The following is a 14,415-nucleotide window of genomic DNA, read 5'->3' as shown; positions in this document are numbered from 1 at the left end:
TCTCCCACCGTGCGGCACCCGACCGCCCGATCCCATGGGCTGCCCGGGTCCGACGATGGGGCCTTTCGGCCCGGAACGCGGCGACACGACAGGCCCGGGCGGAGGGGACCGGCCATCGGCGTGGTCGGTCCCCTGCGGGGGGTCAGGTACTCCAGGTCCAGTCGGCGATCTCCGGCAGGTCGGTGCCGTGTTCGCGGATCCAGTCGTGGTGGCGGGTGCGGGCGTCGGCCATCTCCTGGCGTACGGCGGCGGCGCGCACGGCGAGGCCGGGGACGCGGTCGATGACGTCCATGACCAGGCGGAAACGGTCGAGGTCGTTGCGGACGACCATGTCGAAGGGTGTGGTCGTGGTGCCGGACTCCTTGTAGCCGCGCACATGCAGGTTCTTGTGGCCGGTGCGGCGGTAGGCGAGGCGGTGGATCAGCCACGGGTAGCCGTGATACGCGAAGATCACCGGCTTGTCGGCGGTGAACAGGCCGTCGTACTCGAAGTCGGTCATGCCGTGCGGGTGTTCCTCGCGCGGCATGAGCCGGGTCATGTCGACGACGTTGACCACGCGGACCGCGAGCTGCGGCAGGTGCCGGCGCAGCAGCTGCGCGGCGGCCAGCACCTCCTGTGTGGGCACGTCACCGGCGCAGGCGAGGACCACGTCCGGTTCGCCGCCGTTCTCGGTGCCGGCCCAGTCCCAGATGCCGGCGCCGCGTGCGCAGTGGGCGCGGGCGGCGTCCATGGACAGCCAGTCGAAGCAGGGCTGCTTGCCGGCGACGATCACATTGACGTAGTCGCGGCTGCGCAGGGCGTGGTCGGCGACGGAGAGCAGGGTGTTCGCGTCCGGCGGCAGGTAGACCCGCACGACCTCGGGGCTCTTGTTGAGGACGTGGTCGACGAAGCCGGGGTCCTGATGGGAGAAGCCGTTGTGGTCCTGCCGCCAGACGTGCGAGGTCAGCAGGTAGTTGAGGGAGGCGATGGGCGCGCGCCAGGGCAGTCGCCGGGCCGTCCTGAGCCATTTGATGTGCTGGTTGACCATGGAGTCGACGATGTGGACGAAGGCCTCGTAGCAGGAGAACAGTCCGTGCCGCCCGGTCAGGAGATAGCCCTCCAGCCAGCCCTGACAGGTGTGTTCGGACAGGATCTCCAGCACGCGGCCGTGCCGGTCGAGGTGTTCGTCGACCGGCAGGGTCTGCGCCTGCCACGCCTTGCCGCTGGCGTCGTAGACCGCCTGGAGCCTGTTGGACGCGGTCTCGTCCGGACCGACGACCCGGAAGTCCCGGCGCGTGCGGGTGTCCTTCATGACCTGTCGGAGCATCTCTGCGAGAACCCTGGTCGGTTCGTGCAGGGTCGTGCCGGGCTTGTCGACCGGTACGGCGAAGGAGTCCAGGGACCCGATGGGCAGGTCGCGGACGAGGAGCCCGCCGTTGGCATGCGCGGTGGCGCCCAGTCGGCGGGGGCCGTCGGGGACACAGGCGAGGACGTCGGCGACGGGCCGCCCGTCCGGGCCGAAGAGTTCCTCGGGCCGGTAGGAGCGCAGCCACGCCTCCAGCTGCCGCAGGTGCTCCGGGTTCTCGCGCACGCCGGCGAGCGGGACCTGATGGGCGCGCCAGGTGCCCTCCACGGGCAGACCGTCGACCTCGGCGGGGCCGGTCCAGCCCTTCGGCGTGCGCAGCACGATCATCGGCCAGTGCACCCGCTCGGCGACGCCGCCCTCACGGGCCGACCGCTGCATCAGGGCGATCCGGTCCAGTGCCTCGTCGAGGGCGCGGGCCAGCGCGCGGTGGACGGCGGCGGGGTCGTCACCGGTGACGTGGAGCGGGTCGTGGCCGTAGCCGCGCAGCAGCTGGTCGAGTTCGGCCGCGGGCAGCCGGGACAGCACGGTGGGATTGGCGATCTTGTAGCCGTTGAGGTGCAGGATCGGCAGGACGGCGCCGTCGTGCACCGGGTCGAGGAACTTGTTGGAGTGCCAGGAGGCGGCCAGCGGCCCGGTCTCGGCCTCGCCGTCGCCGATCACGCAGGCCACGAGCAGGTCCGGGTTGTCGAAGGCGGCGCCGTAGGCGTGGGCGAGGGAGTATCCGAGCTCGCCACCCTCGTGGATGGATCCCGGGACCTCGGGGGCGACGTGGCTCGGCACGCCGCCCGGGAAGGAGAACTGCCGGAACAGCCGCTCCATCCCTCCGCCGTCCCGCGGCACGTCCGGGTAGATCTCGCTGTAGCTGCCGTCCAGCCAGGACCCGGCGAGCACGGACGGCCCGCCGTGTCCCGGCCCCCACACGCACAGCGTGTCGAGCCCGCGCGCCCCGATCACCCGGTTGAGGTGGGTGTACACGAGGTTCAGGCCCGGCGAGGTGCCCCAGTGGCCGAGCAGCCGCGGCTTGATGTGCTCCGGCTTCAGCGGCTCGGTCAGCAGGGGGTTGGACAGCAGATAGATCTGGCCCGCGGCCAGGTAGTTGGCGGCCCGCCAGTGAGCGTCGAGCTTGCGCAGCTCGTCGGCGGAGAGTTCGGTGGTGTCCTGGTTCTCGGCCTTGGACATGAAGGCGACTCCGGAGTCGTCGATGCTTCGAACTGCCTTGATTTCAGCATCAGTTGGTTGATGGGAATGGCCCGTCGGTCGGCGGGGTCATCCGGCCGGGTACCCCGCTGCGCGTCATCCGTCGTGCTCGGGCACGACCACGACCGGGCAGAGGGAGTGGTGCAGCACTCCGTGCGCCACACGGCCCAGTTGGAGCCCGAAGTGCCGCGGCCGGCGCCGGGCCCCGACTATGAGCAGGTCGGCGTCGCGGGAGGCGTCCGCCAGCACGGTCCGGGCGTGGCCCTCCACGACCCGCCGGTGCACCTCCGTATCGGCGGGCACCCCTCGCAGGGCCTTCTCCAGGGCCTGGGCCGCCTCCTGCTCGTGCAGCCGAGCGGGTTCGCCGGCGAGCAGCGGGTGATCGGTGGTCTCACGTGCCGGGGACCGCCAGGCCCGTACGGCTTCCACCGACGCTCCGCGCAGCCCTGCCTCCTCGAAGGCGAACCGGACCGGCGCCCCCTCTCCGACCCCCACGACGATCCGGCCACCCGGCCGGACCGCGTTGTCGTGGTTGCCGCGCACGACGACCATCGGGCAGTGTGCGTGCCCGGCGACGGTCAGGCTCACAGAGCCCAGCAGCGCCTCGGCCATGCCGCCGCGGCCGCGGGTGCCCGTCACCAGCAGCGTGGCGGTGCGGCTCTCCCGCACCAGCGCGTACTCGGGTTCCTCGGGCAGCGTGTCGGTCAGGACCTTCACATCGGCCCGGCGGCGGTGGGCGCGCCGGGCCGCGGTGGTCACGATGTCCTGGGCCCGCACCTGTTCGGACGGCTTGCCCAGGTCGTGGGCGAGGGCGTCACCCTCGTACCGCTCCCACAGCGAGGCGTGGACCAGCCGCAGCGGCAGTCCGCGCAGCACGGCCTCGTCGGCCGCCCAGTCGACGGCCCGCAGGCTGGGTTCGGAGCCGTCTACACCGACGACGATCGGCAGGTCCATCGCGTTCATCGTTCAACTCCTCCGGATTTCCGTCAGTTGTGCGGTACGACGGCGACGGGGGCCATGGCGTGATGGAGCACGGCGTGCGTGACGGGGCCGATGTGGGCGCCGAACGTGCTGCGGCGGATCCGGCGTCCGACGACGACCAGGGAGGCGTCCCGGGAGGCGTCGACGAGATGGCCGCCGGGGGTGCCGTAGTGGGATTCCTCGGTGACCTCGACCTCCGGGAACTTCTTGCGCCACGGGCGCATGACCTCGGTGAGGACCGTGGTCTCGCGCTGTGCGAGGGAAGCGTGGAGTTCGAGGTCCGCGGACAGGCCGTAAGCGTAGTACGGGGGCGGGTTCCAGCCGTGTACGACCCGCAGCGTGGTACCCCGGCGGGCAGCGGCGGCGAACGCGAACTCGATCAGCTCATGGTCGGGGCTGTCGATGTCGAGGCCGAGGACGACAGGCCGGAGGGCGGTCGCGGCGGACTGTGTGCCGACGGGGTCGCTCTCGTGCTCGTCGGCGTCCTGTCCCGCGGCGCGGACCAGGACGACGGGCCGGTCGGCGTGGGCCACGACCGCGAGGCCGACCGAGCCGACGAGGAAGCCGGTGATACCGCTGAGTCCGCGCGAGCCGAGGACGAGGAGTTCGGCGTCCTTCGCCTCGTCGGCCAGCACCTCGGCGGGCCGCCCGGACAGCTGCTCGACCGTCACGTCGAGGCCGGGGTGCCGCGCTCGGATGCCCTCGGCCGCGTCCTGTGGAATCCTCCCCGGGCCTTCGGCCGGGGGTGCCCCCGTCTCGCTTCGCTCGGTCCGGTGCCGCTGGGTCTCGACGCCGAGGAGCGGTGCCTGGGCCATGGGCTCCGGTACGGGCTCCCACACGTGAATGAGCTTCAGCGGCAGACCGAGCAATTGTGCTTCGCGAGCCGCCCACTCGGCCGCCGCACGACTCTCACGCGAGCCGTCGAACCCGGCGGTCACGCTGAGAGTGACGGTGCGGGTCATGGTTCCACCTCCTGGATCGGGGGTCCCGAGTCGGGGGTCCCGATCCGAGCGTCGCCCACGGACGGCGTGCCCGGCAGGGGCCGCAAGTCCCTGCAAGGGGCCGACCGGCCCCGGCCGTTGCGGGATCCGGTGGGCTGAACGGAGGTGCCGGCACGGCCCGTTGGGGTGCATGCTCGGCCGGAATCGATTCGTCTGTCGCGGCCGTGGGCACTCCGGTGGATCCTGAGGCACGACGCAGAAGGGTGGCCGATGAAGCAGGGCAGGAGCGGGCACGTTCCGCAGTGGCGGCACCTGGTGCCGGGAGTCGTCGCCCTCCTCGGCTACCGGCGCTCCTGGCTGCGCGGTGACGTCCTGGCCGGCCTTACCGTGGCGGCGTATCTCGTCCCCCAGGTGATGGCGTACGCGGGCGTGGCCGGGCTGCCGCCGGTCGCGGGGCTGTGGGCGATCCTGCCGGCGCTGGCCCTGTACGCGGTGTTCGGGTCCTCGCGCCTGCTGTCGGTCGGCCCGGAGTCCACGACCGCGCTGATGACAGCCACCGTGGTCGCCCCGCTCGCCGCCGGCGACCCCGGCCGGTACGCCACCCTGGCCGTCACCCTCGCGGTCACCGTCGGGCTGTTGTGCCTGGTCGCGCGGGCGGTACGGCTCGGCTTCCTCGCGGATCTGCTCTCGCGCCCGGTGCTGATCGGGTACATGGCGGGCGTGGCGCTGATCATGATGGCGGACCAGTTGACCAAGCTGACCGGGGTCGAGACGACGGGGTCCAGGTTCTTCCCTCAGGTGTGGTCGTTCGCGGCCGGTGTGACGGAGGCCCACGTGGCCACCGTCCTGCTGTCGGCCACCGCCCTCGCCCTGCTCTTCCTGGTGGCGAAGTACGTCCGTGCCGTGCCCGGTCCACTGCTCGCCGTGCTCCTCGGCACGCTCGCCGTGATGTTCTTCGACCTCGACGAGCGCTACGGCGTCAAGGTGATCGGCGACGTCCCCTCGGGCCTGCCCGGCCTCGCCCGGCCGGACTGGGCCGAGGTGCCGGGTCTGGTGCTGCCCGCCCTCGGCGTACTCCTGGTCGGGTACACGGACTTCATCCTGACCGCGCGGGCGTTCTCCGGCCGCAAGGACGACTCGGACGACGGCCCCGAACTCGACGCCGACCAGGAGTTCCTGGCGCTGGGCGCGGCCAACCTCGGCGCCGCCGCCCTGCACGGTTTCCCGGTCAGCAGCAGCGCGAGCCGGACCGCGCTCGCCGCCTCGTCCGGCGCCCGCAGCCAAGGGTATTCGCTGATCGCCGGGGTCGTGGTCCTCACGGTCCTGCTGTTCCTCAGCCCGCTGCTCAGCCGGACGCCGTCGGCCGCCCTCGGCGCGCTCGTCGTCTACGCGGCGGTCCGCATGATCGACCTCGCGGGCTTCCGCCGCCTGGCGTCCTTCCGCCGCCGCGAACTCCTTCTCGCGCTCGGCTGCCTGGTCGGCGTCCTCGCCCTGGACATCCTGTACGGCGTCCTCGTCGCGGTCGGCCTGTCGGTGGCCGAGCTGCTGACCCGGGTCGCCCGGCCGCACGACGCCATCCAGGGCGTGGTCCCCGGCGTCGCCGGCATGCACGACGTCGACGACTACCCGACCGCCCGCACGATCCCCGGGCTGCTGGTCTACCGCTACGACTCACCGCTCTTCTTCGCCAACGCCGAGGACTTCCGCCGCCGTGCCCTGGCCGCCGTGGACGAGCAGACCGCACCCGTCCGCTGGTTCGTCCTGAACACCGAGGCCAACGTGGAGGTCGACATCACCGCGCTGGACGCGGTCGACGAGCTGCGCAAGGAGCTCACGGACCGTGGCATCGTGTTCGCCCTCGCCCGCGTGAAGCAGGACCTCCGGGAGGACCTCCAGGCGTACGGCCTCGCGGACGCCGTGGGGGCGGAGCGGATCTTTCCGACCCTGCCGACCGCCGTGGCCGCCTACCGCGAGTGGTCGGGCGACCGGTAGGCGGCACCGGGGCGCGGGAGCCGGGTGGCCCGCCGCGAGGGGCCGGGTGGCCCATGGTCCGGCGCGGCCGGCGGGCGGACGCTGGCAGTGGAAGTCCCTGCACCCGTCGGGAGGCACGCCATGATCACCACACCCACGCCCAGCTTGCTGCGCGCGCTGCCGGCCGAACACCGGCAACGGCTCATGCAGATGGCACGCGAGGTGTCCTTCCCCGAAGGGACGCGCCTGTTCGAGGAGGGCGACAGGGCGGACCGGTTCTGGATCATCCGCACCGGCACCGTAGAACTCGACATGCGTGTACCGGGCCGCCGCCCGGCCGTCATCGAGAGCCTGCGGCACAACGAACTCGTCGGCTGGTCCTGGCTGTTCACCCCGCACGTCTGGCACCTGGGCGCCGAGGCGACGACCCCCGTCCGGGCGTACGAGTTCGACGCGACGACCGTGCGCGCGATGTGCCGGGAGGACCCGGCGCTCGGCAACGCCGTCGCCCAGTGGGTCGGCAACGTCCTCGCGCACCGTCTGCGCTCGGCCCGCACCCGGCTGCTGGACCTCTACGCGCCGTACGGCGCCGGCAGCTCCGTCTGACCCGCCCGCGAGGCAAGTGAGGAGAAGCCGTCATGTTCGGCAACCCGCACGTCGTCAGCGACGTCATGACGCACACGGTCGCCGCTGTCGGCCGCCGGGCCACGTTCGTGGAGATCGTGCGGCTGATGCAGGACTGGAAGGTCAGCGCCCTGCCCGTGCTGGAGGGCGAGGGCCGGGTGATCGGCGTCGTCTCCGAGGCCGACCTGCTGCCCAAGGAGGAGTTCCGCGACAGCGACCCGGACCGCTACACCCAGCTGCGGCGCCTGTCCGACCTGGCGAAGGCCGGCGCGGTCACCGCGGAGGAGCTCATGACCTCCCCGGCGCTCACCACCCGCCCGGACGCGACTCTGGCCCAGGCCGCCCGGACCATGGCCCGCGCCAAGGTCAAGCGGCTGCCGGTGGTCAACGAGCTGGGCATGCTGGAGGGCGTCGTCAGCCGGGCCGACCTGCTCAAGGTGTTCCTGCGTGAGGACGACGAGATCGCCGAGGAGGTACGGCGCGAGGTCGTCGCCCACCTCTTCCCCATGTCGTCCGCGGCGATCCGGGTCGAGGTCCACGACGGCGTGGTGAACCTCGCCGGGCATGTCCGGGACACGTCCTTGATCCCCGTCGCCGCCCGTCTGATCCGTACCGTCGAAGGGGTGGTGGATGTGGACTTCGCCCTGGAATCCCCCATATCGGCAGGTGAGAGCACCGCTTGGAGCCGGTGAGTAAACCTCTCGGGCCGACCCGGGCGCTTCCCGGGGGCCACTAGGGCCGGTCGGCCCTAGTGCGACCGGCCCCGGCGAGCGATGATCGTCGTCAGAAGCCACACCGGGGAACGAGGGGTCGTCATGACTGGGCCAGGCACCTTCACGGAGCAGAACCCGATCCGCGTGTTCCTGCTGGACGACCACGAGGTCGTACGCCGGGGCCTGACCGACCTGCTCGACGCCGAACCGGACATCTCCGTGGTCGGCGACGCCGGCACCGTCGAGCACGCCCTGGTCCGTGGTCCGGCCCTGCGCCCGCACGTCGCGGTGCTCGACGTACGCCTCCCGGACGGCGACGGCATCACCGTCTGCCGCGAGCTGCGCAGCCAGATGCCGGAGCTGGCCTGTCTGATGCTGACGTCGTTCGACGACGAGGACGCCCTGCTCGACGCCATCATGGCCGGCGCCTCGGGCTACGTCCTCAAGCAGATCAGGGGCTCCGACCTGGTCTCGGCGGTGCGCACGGTCGCCTCGGGCCAGTCCATGCTGGACCCCGCGACGACGGCCCGGCTGATGCGCTCGCTGCGGGCCGACCCCGCGGAGACCCCGTCCGTGCCCCCGGAGCTGGCGAGTCTGTCGCCGCGTGAGCGGGACATTCTCGCCCTGATCGGCGACGGTCTCACCAACCGCGAGATCGGCAGGAAGCTCTACCTCTCGGAGAAGACCGTCAAGAACCACATCTCGCGGCTGCTGGCCAAGCTGGGCGTCCAGCGCCGTGTCCAGGCCGCGGTCCTGGCCTCCCACCTGGAGCAGCCCGACACCGGGGACCGTCCCACGCGGTGAGCGCGCTCGTCAGACGGGGGCCGGCTCCGGCCTGCGCGCGGGGGTGAGACGGCCGGTGCGCGCGAGGGCGGTGACGGCGAAGGCGCAGGCGAGTCCGACGGCGGTCAGGGCCGTCCAGGTCAGCCAGAGGGCGTCGTGCCGTCGGGCGAAGTCCCACAGTGCTCCGGTGACGAGGTTGCCCAGCGTGATGCCCAGGCCCGAGATGGTGTTGTAGAGGCCGTAGTGGGTGGCGACCAGGCGATTGCCGGACAGGGCGACGATGGTGTCCATCTCGAACGGGTAGACCACGGCGGAGCCCACCGCGAGCAGGACCACCGCGACGACCAGCGCGCCCAGCGCCGCCGCCGAGGAGCCGCGCGGGACGAGCGCGAGCGGCAGGAAGGCCGGCCCCATCGCGGCCAGTCCCCGCGCCAGCGCCTGGTCGGATCGCCAGCGCCGTCCGGCCCAGCCGGTCAGCCGCAACTGGCCGACGACGGCGACCGCCGCCGAGACGACGAACAGTCCGCTCGTGGCCGCGGTGGCGTTGGCGCCGAGGGCGTCGGCGGCTGCCAGCGGGAGCGCCAGGTAGACCTGGAAGGTCAGCACGTACGAGCCGATCATGGCGGCGGCGAAGAGCAGGAAGGGCCGGTTGGCGGCGACCGTTCGCCACTGCGACAGCACGCCCTCCCGGCGGACGGTTCCCTGCGCATGGCCGGGACGGGCCGGCAGACGGCGCCACTGGAACACGGTCAGTGCGGCGAAGACGGCCGCGGCGGTCGTGCACACGAGCCGGAAGTCGGCGGCGAGCAGGGCAAGTCCGACGAGCGGCCCCAGGAGCATGCCGGCCTGGTAGTGAACGTTGAACGCGGCGAACGCCTCCACCCGCCGCTCGCCCGCCTCGGCGGCCAGGTAGGCACGGACCGCCGGGTTGAACAGGGCACCTGCGAAGCCGGTGGCGGCGGAGGCCACGATCAGGGTGGCGAGGTTGTCGACCCAGCCGAGCAGCGCGAAGCCCACCGTGCGCAGCAGGCAGCCCGTCATGATCGGGATCTTGTGGCCGAGGCGGTCGGCGAGGGTGCCGCCGATGAGGAACATGCCCTGCTGGGAGAAGTTGCGTACGCCCAGCACGAGTCCCACGGCCCAGGCCGCCAGGCCGACACCGCCGGACAGGTGGGCGGCGAGGTAGGGCATCAGCATGTAGAAGGCGAGGTTGATGGCGAACTGATTGGCCATCAGCAGCCGTACGGCGGGCGGGAAGGAGCGGGTCTGCCGCCACAGCGTCCTCATCGGGCGGCTCCCGTCAGCCCCGAAGCGGAGGCCGTGGCGAGGGGGTCGGTCACGTGGGTGCAGCGGGTCCAGCGGGTGACGGTCCGTTCTGCGGGGTGGGCGATCTCGTCCGGGTCGTCGGCCGGCGGATGCCCGAGGAGGCCGTGCTCACGGCAGTAGGGGTCGTCGAAGACGGTGCCGACGTAGCGCTGCGGGCCGTCCGGGAAGACGGCGACGATCCTTTCCTCCGGCGGCAGCCCGCGGGCCAGCCAGCGGGCGACCAGCGCCACGGCCCCGACGCTCCAGCCGCCGGTGGCGTAGTGGTCGCGGGCCAGCCGCCGCGCGGCCCACACCGCCTCGGGCGCGGCGACCCAGTGGACCTCGTCGAACAGGTCGTAGGCGACGTTGCGGGGGTGGATGCTGGAGCCCAGTCCCCGCATGATGCGGGGCGCGGCGGGCTGCCCGAAGATCGTCGAGCCGGTGGTGTCCACCCCGACCACCCGCAGGCGGGGGAAGAATCCGCGCAGCACGGTGGCGATCCCGGCGGAGTGACCGCCCGTGCCCACGGACACCACGAGGCTGTCGACGCGGCCGAGTTGGGCGACGATCTCGTGGGCGAGCGGGGCGTAGGCGGCGACGTTGTCCGGGTTGTTGTACTGGTCGGGGCACCACGCGTCCGGCCGGCCGGCCAGGAGTTCCTCGACCCGTCGACGGCGCGCCTCCTGCCAGCCGCCGGTGGGGTGGGGCGTGTCGACGAGTTCGACCTCGGCGCCGTAGGCGGTGAGCAGGCCGGTCATCAGCGGTTCCATGCCCGGGTCGGTGACGACGGTGACGGGGTGGCCGAAAGTGGCGCCGGCGAGGGCCAGACCGAGGCCGAGCGTGCCCGAAGTGGACTCCACGATCCGGGCACCGGGCAGCAGCAGGCCGCGTTCACGGGCCGCCCGGACCATGTACAGGGCGGTGCGGTCCTTGATGCCTCCGGGATTGTGGCCTTCGAGCTTCACCCAGAAGCCACGGCCGGCGGCGGTGAAGGGCTCCCCGATCCACAACACGGGGGTGTCGCCGACGAGTCCGGCGACGGTGCGCGCCGGCCGTTTGGTGTCGGCCAGGAGCTGGGCCGGGGAAGGCGGGACGGGCGTACGGCTGGGGTGGTTCATGACGTGCTTCTCCTGCGGCCGGTGCCGTGAAGGGCCGTCGGCCGGGTGCTCGGGGAAGGGGGGCGGAGCTGGTCGGCTGCCGTACGCCCGGGTCAGGTTCGGGGTCGGCAGCGGGGCCGATCAGGCCCGCCACACGCCCAGGAGGGCCCGCGCATGCCCGGCCGACGGTCCGCCGAAGGCCGCCGGCGCCGGGCCGGGGCGCGAGGGAGGTGCCGGGACGGCTGTGTGTCCGCCGGGCACGGCGTCATGCACCACGGGCAGGGCCGGCGTGACGTCACGCGGAGGCTGCACCGTCGGCTCGTCCCCGCCCCAGCAGTGCGCGTCGCTGTCGTGATACGGCGCCGACTGCCCGGTGCCTGTCTGCTGCTGGTCGTGCGGTGTCTGTCCACACACGGCGGCGACGAGCGGGGTGTCCGCGCGCACCTCACCCGCAGGGGTCGGGCCGTGGGCACAGGCCAGCACATGCAGGAGCGCGGCCAGCAGCAGCACGAGCACCGCTCCGGTCCGTGACGCGGAGCGGTGGTGTCGAGGAGCTGGCACGGCCGACATGAGAACAAACCGTAATCAGTCGCGTACGCAAAGCGCTCATCACCGACGACGGCTCACCGCATCAGGTGACGCATGGCCCTGATTGGCCCTGTGCGCCGCCGCGGGCGACGCACCGAGCCCAGGATTGCGCTGCAAGCAGCAGGATCCCGCTGCAAGCGTCCCGGGCCATGAAGATGACCGGAAAGCTCACGGCCATCGCCTTCGCCACCGTGAGTGACCACCGCCCCACACGGCGGACCGCCGGCCCACGCGGCGGGCCTCGCGCCGGTCGGAGCGGACCCACTGGATCGCGAGGATGATCGTGGTGATGAGCACGGGGATGTCGCCGGTGGCCCAGGCAACGGCGCCGGCGTCGTATCGGTCCGCCATCGGGCCCTCGGCCCAGGGCCGCTCCAGCAGCGATGATCGTGGTGATGAGCACGGGGATGTCGCCGGTGGCCCGGGCGACGGCGCCTGCGTCGTACTGGTCCGCCAACGGGCCCTCGGCCCAGGGCCGCTCCAGCAGCGACCACCAGCCTGCTTCTCGGTCATGGGAGGGACCGGCCGCACCGGGCGGCCCCCGCGTCACGCCCGTCAGGGCAGGAGCAGGAGGCCGATCGGCATCGGCCGGAAGGGGGCGAAGGAGACGCGCACGCTCGCAGGAGGCGCCCTGCCCGAGTGCCGCCGTACCGGTGCCGCCGACCGCGGCGGTGTCGTGTCCTCGCTGATGGCGGGCGCCGGCCCGGTGCCGTGCACCCGGCCTGGGAGCGGCCGGACGAACAGCGGCAGCCGGTGTACGGCGTCCAGCATCGGCCCGCTCTGCCACAACAGCCGTTCGGTCGGGCCGAGAAGCCGGGCGGCGCTGACCACGGCGACGAGATGCCCGGCCGGCACGACCCCGGCGCGCGGGCTCGCGTCGGCGCCGTGCTCTCGCCCAGCGCGAGCAGGCCGGACGGCGGCACAGCGGCTCCGGTCATCGCCTGGCAGGCCCCGGGCAGTGCGTGGGCGGGATGCGACCCCGCCCGCCGGTCAGGCGGCCCGGTGACCGCCCGGCAACGCTCAGCCCGGCACAACGATCACCCAGCCCGTCACGCCTTGTGCTGCATGGAGCGCCGAGCGCTGTTGCCCTGTTCGGCAGCCTTGGGGTCCTTCTCGTCGGCCTTGGCCCGTACGCCGTCGGCGATGCGTTTGCCGATGGTCTCGTCGATGTTGGACCAGTACGCGAAGGCCCGTTCGAGGACCGGTTCGCTCACTCCGTTGAGGAGATGTCCGACGACGTTGTCGACCAGGCGGTCCCGGGCGGCGTCGTCCAGGACCTCGCGCACCATGGTGCCGGGCTGCCCCCAGTCGTCGTCCTCCGGGTGGGAGACGTAGGCGGCGCGAGTGATCTCGCCGTCGGCCGTCCAGCTGGGCGGGGACCCGAAACGCTCCGTGTCCGCGGCGGGACCGCCCTTGGAGTTCGGGGCGTACACCGGGTCGGTGGTGTTCCGGTAGGCCATCGCGCCGTCCTTGGAGTACGTGTGGACATCGACGACGGGCGCGTTCACCGGCAGTTGCTGGTAGTTGCCGCCGATGCGGTGGCGGTGGGCGTCCGCGTACGAGAACAACCGGGCCAGCAGCATCCGGTCCGGGCTCGGTCCGATGCCCGGCACGAAGTTGTTGGGCTGGAAGGCCGCCTGTTCGATCTGGGCGTGGTTGTCGGTGGGGTTCCGGTCCAGCGTCATGCGACCGACGGGGATGAGCGGGTAGTCACCGTGCGGCCACACCTTGGTGAGGTCGAACGGGTTGAACCGGTAGCCCGCGGCCTCCTCGTACGGCATCACCTGGACGTAGAGGGTCCAGCTCGGGTGGTCTCCGTCCCGGATGTGCTCGAAGAGGTCGCGTGTGTGGTAATCCGTGTCGGCGGCGGCCATCTGGTCGGCCTCGTGCTGTGTGAAGTACTCGATGCCCTGGTCGGTCTTGAAGTGGTACTTCACCCAGAACCGCCCGCCGTCGGCGTTGATCCACATGTAGGTGTGGGAGGTGTAGCCGTTCATGTGACGCCAGGTCCGCGGGATGCCCCGGTCCCCCATCAGCCAGGTGACCTGGTGGGCGGATTCCGGGGAGAGCGTCCAGAAGTCCCACTGCATGTCGTGGTCGCGCAGGTTGTTGTCGGCGCGGCGCTTCTGGGACCGGATGAAGTGCTGGAACTTCATCGGGTCCTTCACGAAGAACACCGGCGTGTTGTTGCCGACCATGTCGTAGTTGCCTTCGCTGGTGTAGAACTTCACCGCGAAGCCGCGCGGGTCACGCCAGGTGTCCGGGCTGCCACGCTCGCCGGCGACGGTCGAGAAGCGGACGACCAGGTCGGTGCGGGTGCCCGGCTGGAACAGGGCCGCCTTCGTGTACGTACTGACATCGTGCGTGACCTCGAAGTGACCGAACGCCCCGCTTCCCTTGGCGTGCGGCTGGCGCTCGGGAATCCGTTCGCGGTTGAACTGCGCCATCTGCTCGATCAGGTAGGCGTCCTGGAGCAGAATCGGTCCCCCGGGGCCCACGGTGAGTGAGTGTTCGTCGCTCTCCACCGGCGCGCCGGAGTCGGTCGTGGTGGCGGGTCGGATCTCCGTCATGAGTCTGCCTCTCGTGGTGCGTCAGCAGTGACGTCGCGCATCTGGGGCACCTCGTGCCCACTGGTCGCGTGATCCTGAGCGGCCGGAATAAACACCCTCAGGGTCCCTCAGGGATCAAAAACAGGAGGCCACGCCCGACCGCCGCCCGCTCGTCAACCGCGTGACTTCAGGCATTCCCGCAGTTCAGCGAAGCCTCCTGCGCCCCGTCGTACCCAATGAGTCCTTCCATGTCCTAGGCGGCGTCGGCTTCGTTGACGAGGTCGAACCAGATCGGTCGCGATGTCGAGAACGGCTCGACGG

At 71.9% G+C, this 14,415-nt stretch carries 13 protein-coding genes; 4 read left to right on the top strand and 9 right to left on the bottom strand.

Translation table 11 applies throughout. The annotated features are described in order from the left end of the window. Nucleotides 1-142: 142 nt before the first annotated feature. The 3 genes from AC3ETA_RS31025 to AC3ETA_RS31015 all read right to left on the bottom strand — a co-directional run bounded on the left by AC3ETA_RS31025 (nt 143) and on the right by AC3ETA_RS31015 (nt 4,485). Nucleotides 143-2,524, bottom strand: coding sequence for a phosphoketolase family protein (locus AC3ETA_RS31025; RefSeq protein WP_432196202.1), 2,382 nt, complete (start codon nt 2,522-2,524; stop codon nt 143-145). Nucleotides 2,525-2,638: 114 nt separating this feature from the next. Further along, nucleotides 2,639-3,505, bottom strand: coding sequence for a universal stress protein (locus AC3ETA_RS31020; protein ID WP_432196201.1), 867 nt, complete (start codon nt 3,503-3,505; stop codon nt 2,639-2,641). Nucleotides 3,506-3,528: 23 nt separating this feature from the next. Beyond that, nucleotides 3,529-4,485, bottom strand: a complete 957-nt coding sequence (locus AC3ETA_RS31015; protein WP_432196200.1) for a universal stress protein — start codon at nt 4,483-4,485, stop codon at nt 3,529-3,531. Between the two features lie 249 nt (nt 4,486-4,734). Here AC3ETA_RS31015 and AC3ETA_RS31010 point away from each other — a divergent pair, with 249 nt between their 5' ends. The 4 genes from AC3ETA_RS31010 (at nt 4,735) to AC3ETA_RS30995 (ending at nt 8,576) form a co-directional block, all read left to right on the top strand. Further along, nucleotides 4,735-6,456 (top strand): SulP family inorganic anion transporter, encoded by a 1,722-nt coding sequence (locus tag AC3ETA_RS31010; RefSeq protein ID WP_432196199.1) that lies wholly within the window; start codon nt 4,735-4,737, stop codon nt 6,454-6,456. A 120-nt stretch (nt 6,457-6,576) separates the two neighbouring features. After that, complete coding sequence (locus tag AC3ETA_RS31005; protein ID WP_432196198.1) at nt 6,577-7,041, top strand: cyclic nucleotide-binding domain-containing protein; 465 nt, start codon at nt 6,577-6,579, stop codon at nt 7,039-7,041. A 32-nt stretch (nt 7,042-7,073) separates the two neighbouring features. Continuing rightward, a complete protein-coding gene (locus AC3ETA_RS31000; RefSeq protein ID WP_432196197.1) occupies nt 7,074-7,751 on the top strand; it encodes a CBS domain-containing protein in 678 nt (225 codons plus the stop codon). Between the two features lie 123 nt (nt 7,752-7,874). Beyond that, nucleotides 7,875-8,576, top strand: a complete 702-nt coding sequence (locus AC3ETA_RS30995; protein WP_432196196.1) for a response regulator — start codon at nt 7,875-7,877, stop codon at nt 8,574-8,576. A 9-nt stretch (nt 8,577-8,585) separates the two neighbouring features. Here the strand turns inward: AC3ETA_RS30995 and AC3ETA_RS30990 are convergent, their stop codons facing one another. The 6 genes from AC3ETA_RS30990 to AC3ETA_RS30965 form a co-directional block, all read right to left on the bottom strand. Next, nucleotides 8,586-9,842 carry an MFS transporter gene (locus AC3ETA_RS30990; protein WP_432196195.1) on the bottom strand — a complete coding sequence of 419 codons (1,257 nt, stop codon included), beginning with the start codon at nt 9,840-9,842 and terminating at the stop codon, nt 8,586-8,588. Beyond that, the gene (locus AC3ETA_RS30985; RefSeq protein WP_432196194.1) at nt 9,839-10,978 is read right to left on the bottom strand and encodes a PLP-dependent cysteine synthase family protein; all 1,140 of its coding nucleotides are present in this window, start codon (nt 10,976-10,978) and stop codon (nt 9,839-9,841) included. Before AC3ETA_RS30985 ends, AC3ETA_RS30990 begins: the two co-directional genes overlap by 4 nt. Before the next feature lie 120 nt (nt 10,979-11,098). Beyond that, nucleotides 11,099-11,518: a hypothetical protein gene (locus tag AC3ETA_RS30980; protein WP_488187652.1), complete on the bottom strand. Its 420-nt coding sequence runs from the start codon at nt 11,516-11,518 to the stop codon at nt 11,099-11,101. A gap of 195 nt (nt 11,519-11,713) precedes the next feature. Beyond that, a complete protein-coding gene (locus AC3ETA_RS30975) occupies nt 11,714-11,896 on the bottom strand; it encodes a hypothetical protein (protein ID WP_432196192.1) in 183 nt (60 codons plus the stop codon). A gap of 204 nt (nt 11,897-12,100) precedes the next feature. Then, nucleotides 12,101-12,400 (bottom strand): hypothetical protein, encoded by a 300-nt coding sequence (locus AC3ETA_RS30970; protein WP_432196191.1) that lies wholly within the window; start codon nt 12,398-12,400, stop codon nt 12,101-12,103. Nucleotides 12,401-12,594: 194 nt separating this feature from the next. Then, nucleotides 12,595-14,115 (bottom strand): catalase, encoded by a 1,521-nt coding sequence (locus AC3ETA_RS30965; RefSeq protein ID WP_432196190.1) that lies wholly within the window; start codon nt 14,113-14,115, stop codon nt 12,595-12,597. Nucleotides 14,116-14,415 lie beyond the last annotated feature (300 nt).

This window comes from Streptomyces sp. bgisy027, assembly GCF_057710365.1.
This window is presented reverse-complemented; position numbering and strand designations above follow the sequence as displayed.

Bases quoted from the DNA above. Each gene is read 5' to 3' on its own strand.
- AC3ETA_RS31020 (WP_432196201.1), bottom strand. From the start codon at position 3,505: ATGAACGCGATGGACCTGCCGATCGTCGTCGGTGTAGACGGCTCCGAA.
- AC3ETA_RS30965 (WP_432196190.1), bottom strand. From the start codon at position 14,115: ATGACGGAGATCCGACCCGCCACCACGACCGACTCCGGCGCGCCGGTG.
- AC3ETA_RS30985 (WP_432196194.1), bottom strand. From the start codon at position 10,978: ATGAACCACCCCAGCCGTACGCCCGTCCCGCCTTCCCCGGCCCAGCTC.
- AC3ETA_RS31005 (WP_432196198.1), top strand. From the start codon at position 6,577: ATGATCACCACACCCACGCCCAGCTTGCTGCGCGCGCTGCCGGCCGAA.
- AC3ETA_RS30995 (WP_432196196.1), top strand. From the start codon at position 7,875: ATGACTGGGCCAGGCACCTTCACGGAGCAGAACCCGATCCGCGTGTTC.
- AC3ETA_RS31010 (WP_432196199.1), top strand. From the start codon at position 4,735: ATGAAGCAGGGCAGGAGCGGGCACGTTCCGCAGTGGCGGCACCTGGTG.
- AC3ETA_RS31015 (WP_432196200.1), bottom strand. From the start codon at position 4,485: ATGACCCGCACCGTCACTCTCAGCGTGACCGCCGGGTTCGACGGCTCG.
- AC3ETA_RS31000 (WP_432196197.1), top strand. From the start codon at position 7,074: ATGTTCGGCAACCCGCACGTCGTCAGCGACGTCATGACGCACACGGTC.
- AC3ETA_RS31025 (WP_432196202.1), bottom strand. From the start codon at position 2,524: ATGTCCAAGGCCGAGAACCAGGACACCACCGAACTCTCCGCCGACGAG.
- AC3ETA_RS30975 (WP_432196192.1), bottom strand. From the start codon at position 11,896: ATGGCGGACCGATACGACGCCGGCGCCGTTGCCTGGGCCACCGGCGAC.
- AC3ETA_RS30990 (WP_432196195.1), bottom strand. From the start codon at position 9,842: ATGAGGACGCTGTGGCGGCAGACCCGCTCCTTCCCGCCCGCCGTACGG.